Origin of the sequence: Pseudomonas sp. 2848, assembly GCF_003253945.1 — a bacterium.
Classification (GTDB): domain Bacteria; phylum Pseudomonadota; class Gammaproteobacteria; order Pseudomonadales; family Pseudomonadaceae; genus Aquipseudomonas.
The window spans coordinates 550,859-565,017 of the sequence record NZ_QKZD01000002.1 but is presented as its reverse complement, the minus strand read 5'-3'; the positions used below and the strand labels follow the sequence as shown (position 1 = coordinate 565,017).

Genomic DNA, 14,159 nt, shown 5'->3' with positions numbered 1-14,159 from the left:
CCATGATCCTGTTCCATTCGCCGTTGTCGCCGTTCGTACGCAAGGTGATGATCGTCTTGCACGAGACCGGCCAGCTGGAGCGCGTCACCGTGCAGGGCGTGAACATCAGTCCGCTGAACGGCGACGAGCAACTCAACCGGGACAACCCGATCGGCAAGATACCAGCCCTGCGCCTGGACGATGGCAGCGTGCTGCACGACAGCCGAGTGATCTGCGAATACCTCGACAGCCAGCATGTCGGCCTGCCGTTGATCCCCCGCGAGGGCTCGGCGCGCTGGCGGCGCCTGACCCTGGCCGCGCAGGCCGACGCGATCATGGATGCCGCGGTGGCCACCCGCTACGAGACCTTCCTGCGCCCGGTGGACAAAAAGTGGGACGGTTGGGTGACAGCGCAGGGCGAGAAGATCCGCCGCGGGCTGGCGAGCCTGGAGCACGAGCACCTGGCAGAGATTATTTCCGGATTCGATATCGCCGCGATCGGTGTGGCCTGCGCCCTGGGTTATCTGGACTTGCGCCAGCCAGAGTTCGACTGGCGCGGAGAGTATCCGGGGCTGGCGGCGTGGTATGCCGAGGTCAGCCAGCGGGCGTCGATGCTGGCCACCGCGCCGGCAGCCTGACCGGGTCCTATCGCGGGACAAGTCGGGCCGCCGCATCGCCGCTCCCACGCCAAAATCTGGATCGGCGTGGGAGCGGGCTTGCCCCGCGATGGCCTCACCTCGGTAGTCCAGGAAACAACTGCCCGATCCTCATCGCCAACCAGCGCCCGATCTCACGGTCCTCCCTCATACCGCCCTCCCCACCCGCGACCAGTCCAGCCGGCGGGTCAACACCATGAACACACCCAGCAGGCCGAAGCACAGCAACGAGCCCATCAGCAATGCGTAGTCCTCGGCGCTGAGCAGCCCGTAGAGCATGCCGTACAACGCCGCCAGCCCCGCCGCAAAGCCCACCCCCCGCCCGAGGCTGCGCAGCACGTGGACCAGGTAGAAGCCGATCAGCAGCACACAGCCCGACGCCGACAGCCCATAGGCCAGGCCGAACCCCAGGTGCTCCGACAACGACAACAGCAGCAGGTAGAAGAACGCCAGGGCCACGCCCACCAGGATGTACTGCACCGGGTGCACGCTGAGGTTCTTCAGCACCTCGAACAGGAAGAAGCCGGCAAAGGTCAGGGCGATGAACAGCAGGGCATACTTGATCGCCCGCTCGCTCTTGAGGTACTGGTCCACCGGGTCGACGAAGCTCACGCCGAACGCCCGGTCGGTGAAGTCAGCGCACTTCTGCGCCGTGGCGCACAGGCGCACCGCCTCTTCCAGGTTGGTGGCGAAGAACGTGGTCTGCCAGTGGGCGCTGAAGCCCTTCTCGTCGATGGCGCGGCGGCTGGGCAGGAAGTTGCCGATGAAGCTTGGGTGCGGCCAATTGGCGCGCATGTCCACGGTACTGCTGCGCCCGACCGGCAGCACGGCCAGTTGCCCGGTGCCCAGCAAGTCCAAATCGAAGGCATAGGTGAACTCCCGGGCCTGCGGTTCGCTGAACTGCGGCAGGTCCACATGCACGCCGCCCGGTAACCAGTCGACACCGTTGCCGGGCTGGAACGGCAGGCGCTGGTCGTCCAACTTCAGTTCAAGGCTGTTCTCGATGCCGCGGATATCACTGATGCCGACCATCAGCCGCGGCTTGTCGAAGCGATAGTCCTCGTAGTCCTTCTCGATCCCCCAGCGCTCGGGCAGCTTGAAGCGGCCGCTGATCCTGCTCTTGGCATGGAACAGGCGCGCCTGGTAGATGCCCCGGGCACGCAGCTCGGTATCAACGCCCACATCCATTTCGAAAGTTTCCGGCAAGAAGTACAGCTGGCCATGGACCGTGCTGGTTTCCTGGACGCTCTTGCCGTCCTTGTCGATCCAGCGGCGCTCGTACTTGCGATAGGGCACCACCACGACCGGGCCGCTGACCAGCTGGTCGAAGCTGGAGCTCGCGGCGATCTCGCCCAGCACGTTGTTGCGCAGTTGCTGCCGCTCGTCGATCAGCCCGCCGATCATCAGCAGGGGAATCAGCAGCAGCAGGATCAGCACGGCGATCAGGCCGAGCTTGAAACCTAGGGTCTTGTTCATGGGGTTGGGCTCCGTTTGCGATGCGGGCAGTGTCTGCCCGCTGCGTGGAGCCCTTGGGGAGGGAATGTGGAGATTGTGTGGAGATTCGGGCTACCCGCGCGCATGCCATGCGCAAATCCCTGTGGGAGCCGGCTCGCCGGCGAAAGGGCCGCAAAGCGGCCCCCGGTAACTCAACTGACGCGCCGCGCCGGCAGCCACAACCTCACTCGCACGCCACCCTCGACGTTGTCCACCGCCAGCGCCCCGCCATGCAACTGCATCACCTCGGCCACGAAGTTCAGCCCCAGCCCGGTGCTCTTGCGCCCGGTCCCGGGCCTTGGCAGCGAATAGAACCGCTCGCTGACCCGGTCCAGGGCATATTCGGGGATCGCCTGCCCCTGGTTGAACAGGCTCAATGCCACACGCTCGCCATCGCGCTCCAGCTCGAAGGCCAGCGCGCCTTGCTGCGGAGTGAAGTCCAGCGCATTGTCCAGCAGGTTGGCCAGTGCCTGGCGCATCAGGAATGGATCGCACAGCAGCCTGAGGCCCGCCGGAATGCGCTGGCGCACCTGCAACCCGGCACCGTCTATCCTCGTGCCATGGGCCAGCAACAGCTCATCGATCAGCGCCGCCACCGCCACCTGCTGCTCGTCCTCCAGGGCCTGCATCTGTTCGACCCGGGCCAGGTTGAGCAGCCGCTCGATCATCTGCTGCAAGCGGTCGCTCTCGCGCTCGATGTTGCCGGCAAAACGCGCCCGCTGCTCTTGCGGCATGTCGCCCTGGAGCAGCTCCGAGGCGCCACGGATCGCCGCCAGCGGGCTCTTGAGCTCATGGGTGAGTGTGTGCACGTAGCGTTCGACATAAGCCTTGCCTTCGAGCTGGGTGCGCATGCGCTCCACCGCCGTGGCCAGCTGCAGCAGCTCGCCGCCCTTGTAGTGCGGCAACGCGGCACGCTGTCCCTCGCTGACCGCCTGGGCATAGTGGGTGAGTCGGCGCAGCGAGCGGGTCAACCACCACGACAGCGCCGCCCCCACCAACAGGCCAAGCACGATCAGCCCGAGGCCGAGGATCAGCAGGCGCCGCTCGGAGCGGTCGATGTACGGCTGCAGCGAGCTGTTGGGCTTGGCCACGGTGACCACGCCGATGATCTGGCCGCCGTCGAGGATCGGCGCCGCCACATGCATCACCGAGGTGCTTTCATCATCCGGGTCGCTGCGGGTCGAACGTGCGCCGTACTGGCCACGCAGGGTCAGGTAGACGTCGTTCCAGCGCGAATAATCCTTGCCCACGGCCTGGCCGCTGGAGTCGAGCAGGACGACGCCCTTGGCATCGGTCACGTAGATCCGGTGGCTGACCTGGTTTTTCGCCAATCCCCAGATCTGCGCGCTCGGGCGCCGCTCGCCATAGGAAGCCAGCACCTGCGACAGGCGGCTCTGGGTCAGGGTGCCGTTCTTCACATCGTCATGAAGGATCTCGGCCAGCAGGTTGGCGGTGTCCACCAGGGTTTCTTCCGATGACTGACGCACCACCGGGCGGATCTGCTCGCGCACCGTGTTGAGCAGGAAGTAGCCCGCCAGGCCGACGAACAGGAAGTACACCAGGAAGATGCGAATCCCCAGGCGCATCAGGCGTGCTCCGGGCTGTAGCTGTAGCCCAGGCCGCGGTGCGTCTGGATTGCCTCGGCGTCAGGCGCGACCTGGCGCAGCTTGGCGCGCAGGCTCTTGATATGGCTGTCGATGGTGCGCTCATAGCCTACGTCCGAAGCCACGCCCAGGCCATCGAGCAATTGCTCGCGGCTGAACACCCGGCGCGGTTGCTCGAGCAGGCTTTGCAACAGGCGGAACTCGTGGCGGGTGAGCGCCAGCGCCTGGCCCCGGTAGCTGATACGCATCGCCAGGGTATCGAGCTGGAACGGTGTGCTGTCGCTGGCCGCTTCAACCCTCGGCGTCATGCGCTTGAGGATCGCCCGCACCCGCGCCGCCACCTCGCGGGGGCTGAACGGCTTGACCACGTAGTCGTCGGCGCCGATCTCCAGGCCCAGCACGCGATCGATCTCGGCGTCGCGGGCGCTGAGAAACATTACCGGCACCTCGCTGAAACGGCGCAACTGGCGGCAGGTTTCGAAACCGCTGATGTCAGGCAGGCCGATGTCTAGGATCACCAGGTCGGCCGGGCGCAGACGCTGTTGCTCGACGGCAGCGCTGCCGAGGGTCACCCACTCGGTGCTGTGGCCGTCGGCCTGCAGGGCGTAGATGAGGGTGTCGGCGATGGCGGATTCGTCTTCGACGATGAGGATGTGGGGCATCTGAGCGGCAAGCCTCGAGCTGCAAGCTTCAAGTGAAAGCGGATCGCGGCAACTTACACCGATCCGCCGTTTCTTGCAGCTTGTCGCTCGATGCTTGCAGCTTCTGCATCAGCAGCCCGGATTGCCTGCCGTGAACTTCTCGCGCGGATCCACTGCTGCCTTGAACTTGCGCAGGGCCTTGGAGCCGATCAACAGCGGATAACGGAAATTGCTGCGGTCAACCAGGTTGACCTCCACGGTGCGTTTCACATCGCCCAGGCACATTTCCAGGTCGATCACCGGGCGATGCGAGAGCGCTGGCGACTCCTCCTCGTCATCTTCCTCGGCGCGGTTCTTGATCTTGCTGATACGCGACACTTCATGTTCGTAGAGCTTGTCGCTGGCACCCTCGGTCGCCAGGCGGAAGCGCACCCACTCGTTGCCATCACGGGTGAACATCTCGATGTCCTTGGCCGACAGCGAAGCGGTCCAGGCACCGGTATCCATCTTGGCTTTGAGGGTCTGGCCGATCTCCGGCAGCTTGATGTTCTCGTAACGGCCATAGAGCGTCGGTTCGGCGGCCATCACCGGCAGCGCCAGAAGGGACAGCAGGGCAAGCAAGGGTTTCACAGGGCAGGCTTCCTTGAGAGGGGTCAGTGCTTAGACTGTGCGGGCAGGATAGGTTCGTCGCCACAGGTTAAACAACATAATGTGAAACATTTGTCCCAGTTAATGGACGTACGACGTTTGGCTAAGGGCCATACCCTGCTTATCATTGCCAACCGTTCACCTCACACAACAAGAGTCCCCTTATGCGTCGCCTGCTGACCGGCATCCTTACCCTCACCCTGCTGCTGCTCAACACCCTGGTGCTGATCGGCCCGTTGCTGGTCTTCGCCCTGCTCAAGCTCGTGCTGCCAGGCCGTGGCCGCGACTACGCATCGGCTGCAGTGATGTGGATCGCCGAGACCTGGTCGGAGATCGACAAGGCCATCTTCACCCTGTGCATCCCCACCCAATGGGATATCCGCGGCGTCGACACCCTGCGCCAGGACACCTCGTACCTGTGCGTGAGCAACCACCAGACCTGGGTCGATATCCCGGCACTGATAGAGAGCCTCAACCGTCGCGTGCCGTTCTTCAAGTTCTTCCTCAAGAAGGAGCTGATCTGGGTACCGCTGCTGGGCCTGGCCTGGTGGGGCCTGGACTACCCGTTCATGAAGCGCTACAGCAAGGCCTTCCTCGACAAGCACCCCGAACTCAAGGGCAAGGATCTGGAGATCACCAAGGCCGCCTGCGAGCTGTTCAAGCGCCAGCCGGTAACCGTGGTCAACTACCTCGAAGGCACCCGCTTCACCGAGGCCAAGCGCCAACAGCAGCAGTCGCCCTACCGCCACCTGCTCAAACCCAAGGCCGGCGGCGTGGCCTTCGTGCTGGCAGCGCTGGGCGAGCAGCTGGATGCGCTGCTCGACGTGACCATCGTCTACCCGGGCGACAAGGCACCAGGGTTCTGGGACCTGCTCAACGGTAGCATCAGCCGGGTAATCATCGACATACGCGTACGCGAGCTGGCCCCCGCGCTGAGCGAAGGCGACTACGAGAACGACCCGGTCTTCCGCCAGACGGTGCAGGCCTGGGTGAACCAGCTGTGGAGGGAGAAAGACCAGCGAATCGAGGCGTTGCGCGCCGAAATGCGTTGAAGCCAGTGGCATCAGCGCGGGTGATCCTGCTCTCGCGAAACGGGGGCCGGACTTGTGCCGCGAAAGGGCTGCTAGGCAGCCCCATACTTGCCGATCAGTTGATGATCTCGACAATATCCACATCCACTTCGCGACTCATCAGGTGCTTCTCCACCTCGCCGGTCAGCTTGACCTTGGTCTTGTCGTTGAAAGGGGTCGGCGGCAAGTCCTCATCGTCGATCTCGACGGTGATGGTGCCCGTGTTGTCTTTGAATTCGTACTTGTCGTCGTTGTTGATCTTCTTGGTCACAAAGCCCTGCAGCACCACCGGGGTATCGTCGGCGGCATCGTTGGCGGCGGCGACCGTGGTCACTGCCTGGGCGCCAGGGCCGGTGTAGCCGGCGGCCAGGGCGGCGGTGCTGAACAGCGGGGCGAGGATCAGGGGCAGGTAACGGGCTTTCATGGTGATCGGGTCCTGTTTGCGTTTTGATGGCCCCAGATTACCGACGATCGCTGAATTGAAACTTAATACAACAAAAAGCCCGGCACTTGGCAGGGCTTTTCGCGTTGCATATCTATTACTGGTGGTACTGCGCCGACAGTTCGTGCACGGCGTTGATGAACACGCCGGCGTGCTCCGGGTCAACCTCCGGGGTGATGCCGTGGCCCAGGTTGAACACATGGCCGCTGCCCTTGCCGTAGCTGGCCAGGATGCGCGCCACCTCCTTGCGGATGGCCTCGGGCTTGGCATACAGCACGGTCGGGTCCATGTTGCCCTGCAGCGCCACCTTGTCGCCTACGCGGCGGCGCGCGTCGCCGATCTCGCAGGTCCAGTCCAGGCCCAGGGCGTCGGCACCGGCATCGGCAATGCTTTCCAGCCACAGGCCGCCGTTCTTGGTAAACAGGATCACTGGAATCTTGCGCCCTTCGTGCTCGCGGATCAGACCGCTGACGATCTTGCGCATGTAGGCCAGGGAGAACTCCTGATAGGCCGCCGCCGACAGGTTGCCGCCCCAGGTATCGAAAATTTGCACGGCCTGGGCACCGGCCAGGATCTGGCCATTGAGGTAACTGGTGACCGACTGCGCCAGCTTGTCCAGCAGCAGGTGCAGGGCCTCGGGGTTGTCATAGGCCATGGCCTTGGTCTTGCGGAAGTCCTTCGACGAGCCGCCTTCGACCATGTAGGTGGCCAGGGTCCACGGGCTCCCGGAGAAACCGATCAGCGGCACGCGGCCGTTGAGCTCGCGACGGATGGTGCTGACTGCGTCCATCACGTAGCCCAGGTCCTTCTGCGGGTCGGGGATAGGCAACGCTTCGATGTCGGCCAGGGTGCTGATGACTTTCTTGAAGCGCGGGCCTTCGCCGGTCTCGAAGTACAGGCCCTGGCCCATGGCGTCGGGGATGGTGAGGATGTCCGAGAACAGGATCGCCGCGTCCAGCGGGTAGCGGTCCAGCGGCTGCAAGGTGACCTCGCAGGCGAACTGCGGGTTCATGCACAGGCTCATGAAGTCGCCGGCCTTGGCGCGGCTGGCGCGATACTCCGGGAGGTAGCGGCCGGCCTGGCGCATCATCCATACCGGGGTGACGTCTACGGGTTGCTTGAGCAGTGCACGCAGGAAACGATCGTTCTTCAGGGCAGTCATGTCGGCATCCGGAAAAAAAGTGCGGGCATTTTCTCAGACGCGGACGCAAAAGGCACGGCCATGGCCATGCGTTTTGTCTATCAGGTGCCATGGATCAAGCATTTTTGTATACAAACAGCATCGCGGGGCAAGTCGGAGCGGCGATCCGACTTGCCCCGCGATGCGATGGATCAGACTTCGAGGTAATCCAGAATGCCTTCAGCCGCCGTACGCCCTTCGAAGATCGCCGTCACCACCAGGTCCGACCCCCGCACCATGTCGCCACCGGCAAACACTTTCGGGTTGCTGGTCTGGTGCTTGAACTTGCCCTTCTCCGGGGCCACCACGCGGCCCTGGCTGTCCATCTGGATACCGAACTGCTCGAACCACGGTGCCGGGCTCGGGCGGAAGCCGAAGGCGATCACCACGGCGTCGGCCGGCAGGATCTCCTCGGAGCCCGGGATTGGCTCGGGGCTGCGGCGACCACGGGCATCCGGCTCGCCGAGACGGGTCTCGACCACCTTCACGCCCTCGACCTTGTCCTCGCCGACGATAGCGATGGGCTGGCGGTTGTAGAGGAACTTCACGCCCTCTTCCTTGGCGTTCTTCACCTCTTTGCGCGAACCCGGCATGTTGGCCTCGTCACGGCGATAGGCACAGGTCACCGACTTGGCGCCCTGGCGGATAGAGGTACGGTTGCAGTCCATCGCGGTGTCGCCACCGCCAAGCACCACGACCTTCTTGCCCTGCATGTCGACGAAGTCTTCCGGCGACTTCTCGAAACCGAGGTTGCGGTTGACGTTGGCGATCAGGAAGTCCAGCGCGTCGTGCACGCCCGGCAAGTCCTCGCCGGGGAAGCCGCCCTTCATGTAGGTGTAGGTGCCCATGCCCATGAACACTGCATCGTACTCGGCGAGCAGTTGCTCCATGGTAATGTCGCGGCCCACCTCGGTGTTCAGGCGGAACTCGATGCCCATGCCGGTGAAGACTTCGCGGCGATTGCTCAGCACGGTCTTTTCCAGCTTGAACTCGGGGATGCCGAAAGTCAGCAGGCCACCAATCTCGGGGTTGCGGTCGAACACCACCGGGGTTACGCCGGCACGCACAAGCACGTCGGCACAGCCCAGGCCGGCCGGACCGGCGCCGATGATGGCGACACGCTTGCCGGTCGGCTTGACCTTGGACATATCCGGGCGCCAGCCCATGGCGAACGCGGTGTCGGTGATGTACTTCTCCACCGAACCGATGGTGACCGCGCCGAAGCCGTCGTTCAGGGTGCAGGCCCCTTCGCACAGACGGTCCTGCGGGCACACGCGACCGCAGACTTCCGGCAGGGTATTGGTCTGGTGCGACAGCTCGGCTGCCGCCAGGATGTTGCCCTCGGAAACCAGCTTCAACCAGTTGGGAATGAAGTTGTGCACCGGGCACTTCCACTCGCAATACGGGTTGCCGCAGCCCAGGCAGCGGTGCGCCTGCTCCACGGACTGCTGCGGCTTGAAGGGTTCGTAGATCTCGACGAACTCCTTCTTGCGCTGGCGCAGCAGCTTCTTCTTGGGGTCTTTGCGCCCCACTTCGATGAACTGGAAGTCGTTGCTCAGACGTTCAGCCATTTTTCAAAACCTCTTAACAGCAGCTGCAAGCTACAAGCTGCAAGCCGCAAGACGATCACTTAAGCCGGGCAAACCTCGAAGCGCATTTACTTGCAGCTTGAGGCTTGCCACTTGCAGCTGTTCTTACTGCGGGTTGGCACGGGTGCTGGACAACAGGTGCTTGAGGTTGGCCGCCTTCGGCTTGACCAGCCAGAAGCGCCGCACGTAGTCGTCCAGGTTCTCCGAGAGCTCACGCCCCCACTCGCTGCCGGTCTCCTCCACATACTCGCCCAGGACCCGCGCCAGGTGGCTGCGGTAGGCTTCCATCGCCTCACCACTGATACGCTGGATTTCCACCAGCTCGTGGTTGAGTTTGTCGAAGAAGCTGTTGTCCATGTCGAGCACGTAGGCGAAGCCGCCAGTCATGCCAGAACCGAAGTTGTAACCGGTCTTGCCCAGGACGCAGACAAAGCCGCCGGTCATGTATTCACAGCAGTGATCGCCGGTGCCCTCGACCACAGCGTGGGCGCCGGAGTTACGTACAGCGAAGCGCTCGCCCGCGGTGCCTGCGGCGAACAGCTTGCCGCCGGTGGCGCCATACAGGCAGGTGTTGCCGACGATGGCGCTGTGCTGGGTTTCGAACGGGCTGCCGGCCGGTGGGACGATGGTCACTTTGCCCCCGGTCATGCCCTTGCCGACGTAGTCGTTGGCGTCGCCTTCCAGGTGCAGGTTCAAACCACCAGCGTTCCACACGCCGAAGCTCTGGCCCGCGGTGCCCTTGAAGCGGAAGGTGATCGGCGCCGCGGCCATGCCCTGGTTGCCGTGCAGCCTGGCGATTTCGCCAGAGATGCGCGCACCGATGGAACGGTCGCAGTTGCAGATGTCCATGGCGAATTCGCCACCAGCCATGTCGCGGATCGCCGGCAGGGCCATGGCGACCATCTTCTCGGCCAGTTCGCCCTGGTCGAACGGCGGGTTCTTGTCCACTTGGCAGAACTGCGGCTTGTCGGCCGGGATGTGCGAGCTGCCCAGCAGCGGCGACAGGTCGAGGTGGCCCTGGCGCTCGGTGTCGCCCGGCAGCACATCGAGCAGGTCGGTACGGCCGATCAGCTCGCCCAGGCTGCGCACGCCCAGCTTGGCCAGCCACTCACGGGTCTCTTCGGCGACGAAGGTGAAGAAGTTGATCACCATGTCGACAGTGCCGATGTAGTGGTCCTTGCGCAGTTTGTCGTTCTGGGTGGCCACGCCGGTGGCGCAGTTGTTCAGGTGGCAGATGCGCAGGTACTTGCAGCCCAGGGCGATCATCGGCGCGGTGCCGAAGCCGAAGCTCTCGGCGCCGAGGATCGCAGCCTTGATCACGTCGAGGCCGGTTTTCAGGCCGCCGTCTGTCTGCACCCGCACCTTGCCGCGCAGGTCGTTGCCGCGCAGGGTCTGGTGGGTTTCAGCCAGGCCCAGTTCCCACGGGGCGCCGGCGTACTTGATCGAGGTCAGCGGCGAAGCGCCGGTGCCGCCGTCGTAGCCGGAAATGGTGATCAGGTCGGCATAGGCCTTGGCCACGCCGGCGGCGATGGTGCCCACACCGGCTTCGGCAACCAGCTTGACCGAGACCAGCGCCTTAGGGTTGACCTGCTTGAGGTCGTAGATCAGCTGGGCCAAGTCTTCGATCGAGTAGATGTCGTGGTGCGGCGGTGGCGAAATCAGGGTCACGCCCGGTACCGCGTAGCGCAGCCTGGCGATCAGGCCGTTGACCTTGCCACCTGGCAGTTGGCCGCCCTCGCCGGGTTTGGCGCCCTGGGCGACCTTGATCTGCAGCACTTCGGCATTGACCAGGTATTCCGGGGTCACACCAAAGCGGCCGGTGGCCACCTGCTTGATCTTCGAGCTTTTGATGGTGCCGTAGCGGGCCGGGTCTTCACCACCCTCGCCGGAGTTGGAACGCGCGCCCAGGCGGTTCATCGCCTCAGCCAAGGCTTCGTGCGCCTCTGGCGACAGCGCACCCAGCGAGATGCCGGCGGAGTCGAAGCGCTTGAGGATCGCGTCCAGCGGCTCGATTTCATCCAATGGCAGGGCCTGGTCGGCCACTTTCACTTTCAGCAGGTCGCGGATCATCGACACCGGACGCTGGTCGACCAACGTGGTGTATTCCTTGAACTTGGCGTAGTCGCCCTGTTGCACGGCGGCCTGCAGGGTGTTGACCACGTCCGGGTTGTAGGCATGGTATTCGCCACCATGGACGAACTTGAGCAGCCCACCCTGCTGGATCGGCTTGCGCGCGCTCCAGGCTTCGGCGGCGAGCAGCTTCTGGTCGCTCTCCAGGTCTTCGAAACGCGCACCCTTGATGCGGCTCGACACGCCCTTGAAGCTCAGGCCAACCACTTCCTCGGACAGGCCGATGGCTTCGAACAGCTGCGCGCCACGGTACGAGGTGATGGTGGAGATACCCATCTTCGACAGGATCTTCAGCAGGCCCTTGGAGATGCCCTTGCGGTAGTACTTGAATACCTCGTCCAGATCACCCAGCACTTCGCCGGTGCGGATCAGGTCGGCCAGCACTTCGTAGGCCAGGTACGGGTAGACGGCCGAGGCACCGAAGCCCAGCAGCACAGCGAAGTGGTGCGGGTCGCGGGCAGTGGCGGTCTCGACCAGGATATTGCTGTCGCAGCGCAAGCCCTGTTCGGTCAGGCGGTGGTGCACCGCACCGACGGCCAGCGAGGCGTGTACCGGCAGTTTGCCCGGGGCAATGTAGCGGTCGCTGAGCACCAGCTGGGTCTTGCCGCCGCGCACCGCTTCTTCGGCCTGGTCGGCGATATTGCGGATGGCCGCTTCAAGGCCGAGGCTTTGCTCATAGTTGAGGTCGATCAGCTGGCGGTCGAAACCTTCGCGCTCCAGGTTCATCAGCGAACGCCACTTGGCGGGCGAGATGACCGGCGAGCTGAGGATCACCCGCGAGGCATGCTCGGGGGACTCCTGGAAGATGTTGCGCTCGGCGCCCAGGCAGATTTCCAGGGACATCACGATCGCTTCGCGCAGCGGGTCGATCGGTGGGTTGGTCACCTGGGCGAACTGCTGACGGAAGAAATCGTACGGCGAACGCACACACTGGGACAGCACGGCCATCGGCGTGTCGTCACCCATCGAGCCGACCGCTTCCTGGCCCTGCTCACCCAGAGGGCGCAGCACCTGGTCACGCTCCTCGAAGGTGACCTGGAACATTTTCATGTACTGCTTGAGCTGGTCAGCGTCGTAGCTGGCCACGCCCTGGTCGTCGCTCAGCGTCGCCTGGATGCGCGTGGCGTGCTGGCGCAACCAGCGCTTGTACGGATGGCGCGACTTCAGGCGGTTGTCGATGGCGTCGGTGTCGAGGATCTGACCGGTCTCGGTATCGACAGCCAGGATCTGGCCTGGGCCGACACGGCCCTTGGCCAGGACTTCCTCAGGCTGGTAACCCCATACGCCGATTTCCGAGGCGATGGTGATGTAGCCGTTGGTGGTGGTCACCCAACGCGCCGGGCGCAGGCCGTTGCGGTCGAGCAGGCACACCGCGTGGCGGCCTTCGGTCATGACGATACCGGCCGGGCCATCCCACGGCTCCATGTGCATGGAGTTGTATTCGTAGAAGGCGCGCAGGTCGGCGTCCATGGTCTCTACGTTCTGCCAGGCTGGCGGTACCAGCATGCGCACGCCGCGGAACAGGTCGATGCCACCAGTGACCATCAGCTCGAGCATGTTGTCCATGCTGGATGAGTCGGAACCGACGCGGTTGACCAGCGGGCCGAGCTCTTCGAGGTCAGGGATCAGGTCGTTGGCGAACTTGGTGCGCCGGGCCATGGCCCAGTTGCGGTTGCCGGTGATGGTGTTGATCTCGCCGTTGTGGGCGAGGAAGCGGAAAGGCTGCGCCAGCGGCCACTTCGGCAAGGTGTTGGTGGAGAAGCGCTGGTGGAACACGCAGATTGCGGTCTGCAGGCGCTCGTCACCGAGGTCCGGATAAAACGCCGCGAGATCGCGCGGCATCATCAGGCCTTTGTAGATGATGGTCTTGTGCGAGAAGCTGCAGATGTAGTGGTCGGCGTCATGGGCGTTGGCCACGGACGAACGGCGACGGGCACTGAACAGCTTGATGGCGAATTCCTGATCGCTCAGGCCTTCGCCGCCGATGAACACCTGTTCGATCTGCGGCAGGCGCTCCAGGGCCAGGCGGCCAAGGACGCTGGTATCGATCGGCACCTTGCGCCACCCCACCAGCTTGAGGCCGGCGTTAACGATCTCGCGATCCATGTTGGCGCGGGCGGCTTCGGCTTTGACCGGGTCCTGGTTGAAGAACACCATGCCGACGGCGTACTGCCTGGGCAGCTCGACGGCGAAGTGCTCCTGGGCCACGGCGCGCAGGAATTGATCGGGCTTCTGCATGAGCAGACCGCAACCGTCGCCGGTCTTGCCGTCGGCGTTGATGCCGCCGCGGTGGGTCATGCAGGTCAGCGCCTGCATGGCGGTTTGCAGAAGGTGGTGACTCGGCTCGCCCGTCATATGGGCGATCAGGCCGAAACCACAGTTGTCCTTGAATTCTTCGGGATGGTACAGACCTGTTTTCATAGACACTTTCTCACCAGGTTCACCTCTCAACCGGAGGCAAATCTCTTTTTTAACAACCACTTACCATCCACGCCGATCAAACGCCAGCTTTTTTGCGGTGGCCATGGAAAACCATTGTTGCACAGCGACAGCGACGCCCACAAATTTTCATGTCTCACCATTGAAAATTTATGTCGCAATTTTGAATGTTTTTAAGTCGTACGCCGTGATAGCGGCTTGACTGGAGTCTGAAGCGTTTCAGCCATGACTGCAAGAAAGGGCTTGTGGCCGGCAGTCTGGGACAGAAAAGCCTGCCGCGCTCAGGC

The 14,159-nt window shown here is 63.7% G+C and carries 10 protein-coding genes; 2 read left to right on the top strand and 8 right to left on the bottom strand.

Annotation, left to right across the window (positions count from 1 at the left end; translation table 11 throughout):
* The first annotated feature begins 2 nt into the window (after positions 1–2).
* Positions 3–617 carry a glutathione S-transferase gene (locus tag DFS21_RS06610; RefSeq protein ID WP_111532009.1) on the top strand — a complete coding sequence of 205 codons (615 nt, stop codon included), beginning with the start codon at positions 3–5 and terminating at the stop codon, positions 615–617.
* Positions 618–782: 165 nt separating this feature from the next.
* Here DFS21_RS06610 and creD read toward each other — a convergent pair whose 3' ends face one another.
* The 4 genes from creD to DFS21_RS06590 all read right to left on the bottom strand — a co-directional run bounded on the left by creD (position 783) and on the right by DFS21_RS06590 (position 5,004).
* Entirely contained in the window at positions 783–2,111 is a 1,329-nt protein-coding gene (gene creD / locus DFS21_RS06605) for a cell envelope integrity protein CreD (protein WP_110697389.1), read from the bottom strand.
* Between the two features lie 170 nt (positions 2,112–2,281).
* On the bottom strand, positions 2,282–3,715 hold the full coding sequence (creC, locus tag DFS21_RS06600; protein ID WP_110697387.1) for a two-component system sensor histidine kinase CreC: 1,434 nt from the start codon (positions 3,713–3,715) through the stop codon (positions 2,282–2,284).
* Positions 3,715–4,395, bottom strand: a complete 681-nt coding sequence (creB, locus tag DFS21_RS06595; protein ID WP_110697385.1) for a two-component system response regulator CreB — start codon at positions 4,393–4,395, stop codon at positions 3,715–3,717. The genes creC and creB overlap by 1 nt, the downstream gene beginning before the upstream one ends.
* Positions 4,396–4,503: 108 nt before the next feature.
* On the bottom strand, positions 4,504–5,004 hold the full coding sequence (locus DFS21_RS06590) for an ATP-dependent zinc protease (protein ID WP_094011550.1): 501 nt from the start codon (positions 5,002–5,004) through the stop codon (positions 4,504–4,506).
* A gap of 182 nt (positions 5,005–5,186) precedes the next feature.
* Between DFS21_RS06590 and DFS21_RS06585 the strand changes: the two genes are divergently transcribed.
* The gene (locus DFS21_RS06585; RefSeq protein WP_110697383.1) at positions 5,187–6,074 is read left to right on the top strand and encodes an acyltransferase; all 888 of its coding nucleotides are present in this window, start codon (positions 5,187–5,189) and stop codon (positions 6,072–6,074) included.
* Between the two features lie 94 nt (positions 6,075–6,168).
* Here DFS21_RS06585 and DFS21_RS06580 read toward each other — a convergent pair whose 3' ends face one another.
* From DFS21_RS06580 to gltB, 4 genes are all read right to left on the bottom strand, one after another.
* Positions 6,169–6,516, bottom strand: coding sequence for a YgiW/YdeI family stress tolerance OB fold protein (locus tag DFS21_RS06580; protein ID WP_028689103.1), 348 nt, complete (start codon positions 6,514–6,516; stop codon positions 6,169–6,171).
* 115 nt (positions 6,517–6,631) lie between these two features.
* Entirely contained in the window at positions 6,632–7,696 is a 1,065-nt protein-coding gene (gene hemE / locus DFS21_RS06575; protein ID WP_110697381.1) for a uroporphyrinogen decarboxylase, read from the bottom strand.
* Positions 7,697–7,866: 170 nt separating this feature from the next.
* Positions 7,867–9,285, bottom strand: coding sequence for an FAD-dependent oxidoreductase (locus DFS21_RS06570; protein WP_046853848.1), 1,419 nt, complete (start codon positions 9,283–9,285; stop codon positions 7,867–7,869).
* Positions 9,286–9,408: 123 nt separating this feature from the next.
* Entirely contained in the window at positions 9,409–13,854 is a 4,446-nt protein-coding gene (gene gltB, locus DFS21_RS06565; protein WP_111532008.1) for a glutamate synthase large subunit, read from the bottom strand.
* Positions 13,855–14,159 lie beyond the last annotated feature (305 nt).

Coding starts and splice junctions, on each gene's coding strand:
- DFS21_RS06610 (WP_111532009.1), top strand. CDS start 3: ATGATCCTGTTCCATTCGCCGTTGTCGCCGTTCGTACGCAAGGTGATG.
- creD (WP_110697389.1), bottom strand. CDS start 2,111: ATGAACAAGACCCTAGGTTTCAAGCTCGGCCTGATCGCCGTGCTGATC.
- creC (WP_110697387.1), bottom strand. CDS start 3,715: ATGCGCCTGGGGATTCGCATCTTCCTGGTGTACTTCCTGTTCGTCGGC.
- creB (WP_110697385.1), bottom strand. CDS start 4,395: ATGCCCCACATCCTCATCGTCGAAGACGAATCCGCCATCGCCGACACC.
- DFS21_RS06585 (WP_110697383.1), top strand. CDS start 5,187: ATGCGTCGCCTGCTGACCGGCATCCTTACCCTCACCCTGCTGCTGCTC.
- DFS21_RS06580 (WP_028689103.1), bottom strand. CDS start 6,516: ATGAAAGCCCGTTACCTGCCCCTGATCCTCGCCCCGCTGTTCAGCACC.
- hemE (WP_110697381.1), bottom strand. CDS start 7,696: ATGACTGCCCTGAAGAACGATCGTTTCCTGCGTGCACTGCTCAAGCAA.
- DFS21_RS06570 (WP_046853848.1), bottom strand. CDS start 9,285: ATGGCTGAACGTCTGAGCAACGACTTCCAGTTCATCGAAGTGGGGCGC.
- gltB (WP_111532008.1), bottom strand. CDS start 13,854: ATGAAAACAGGTCTGTACCATCCCGAAGAATTCAAGGACAACTGTGGT.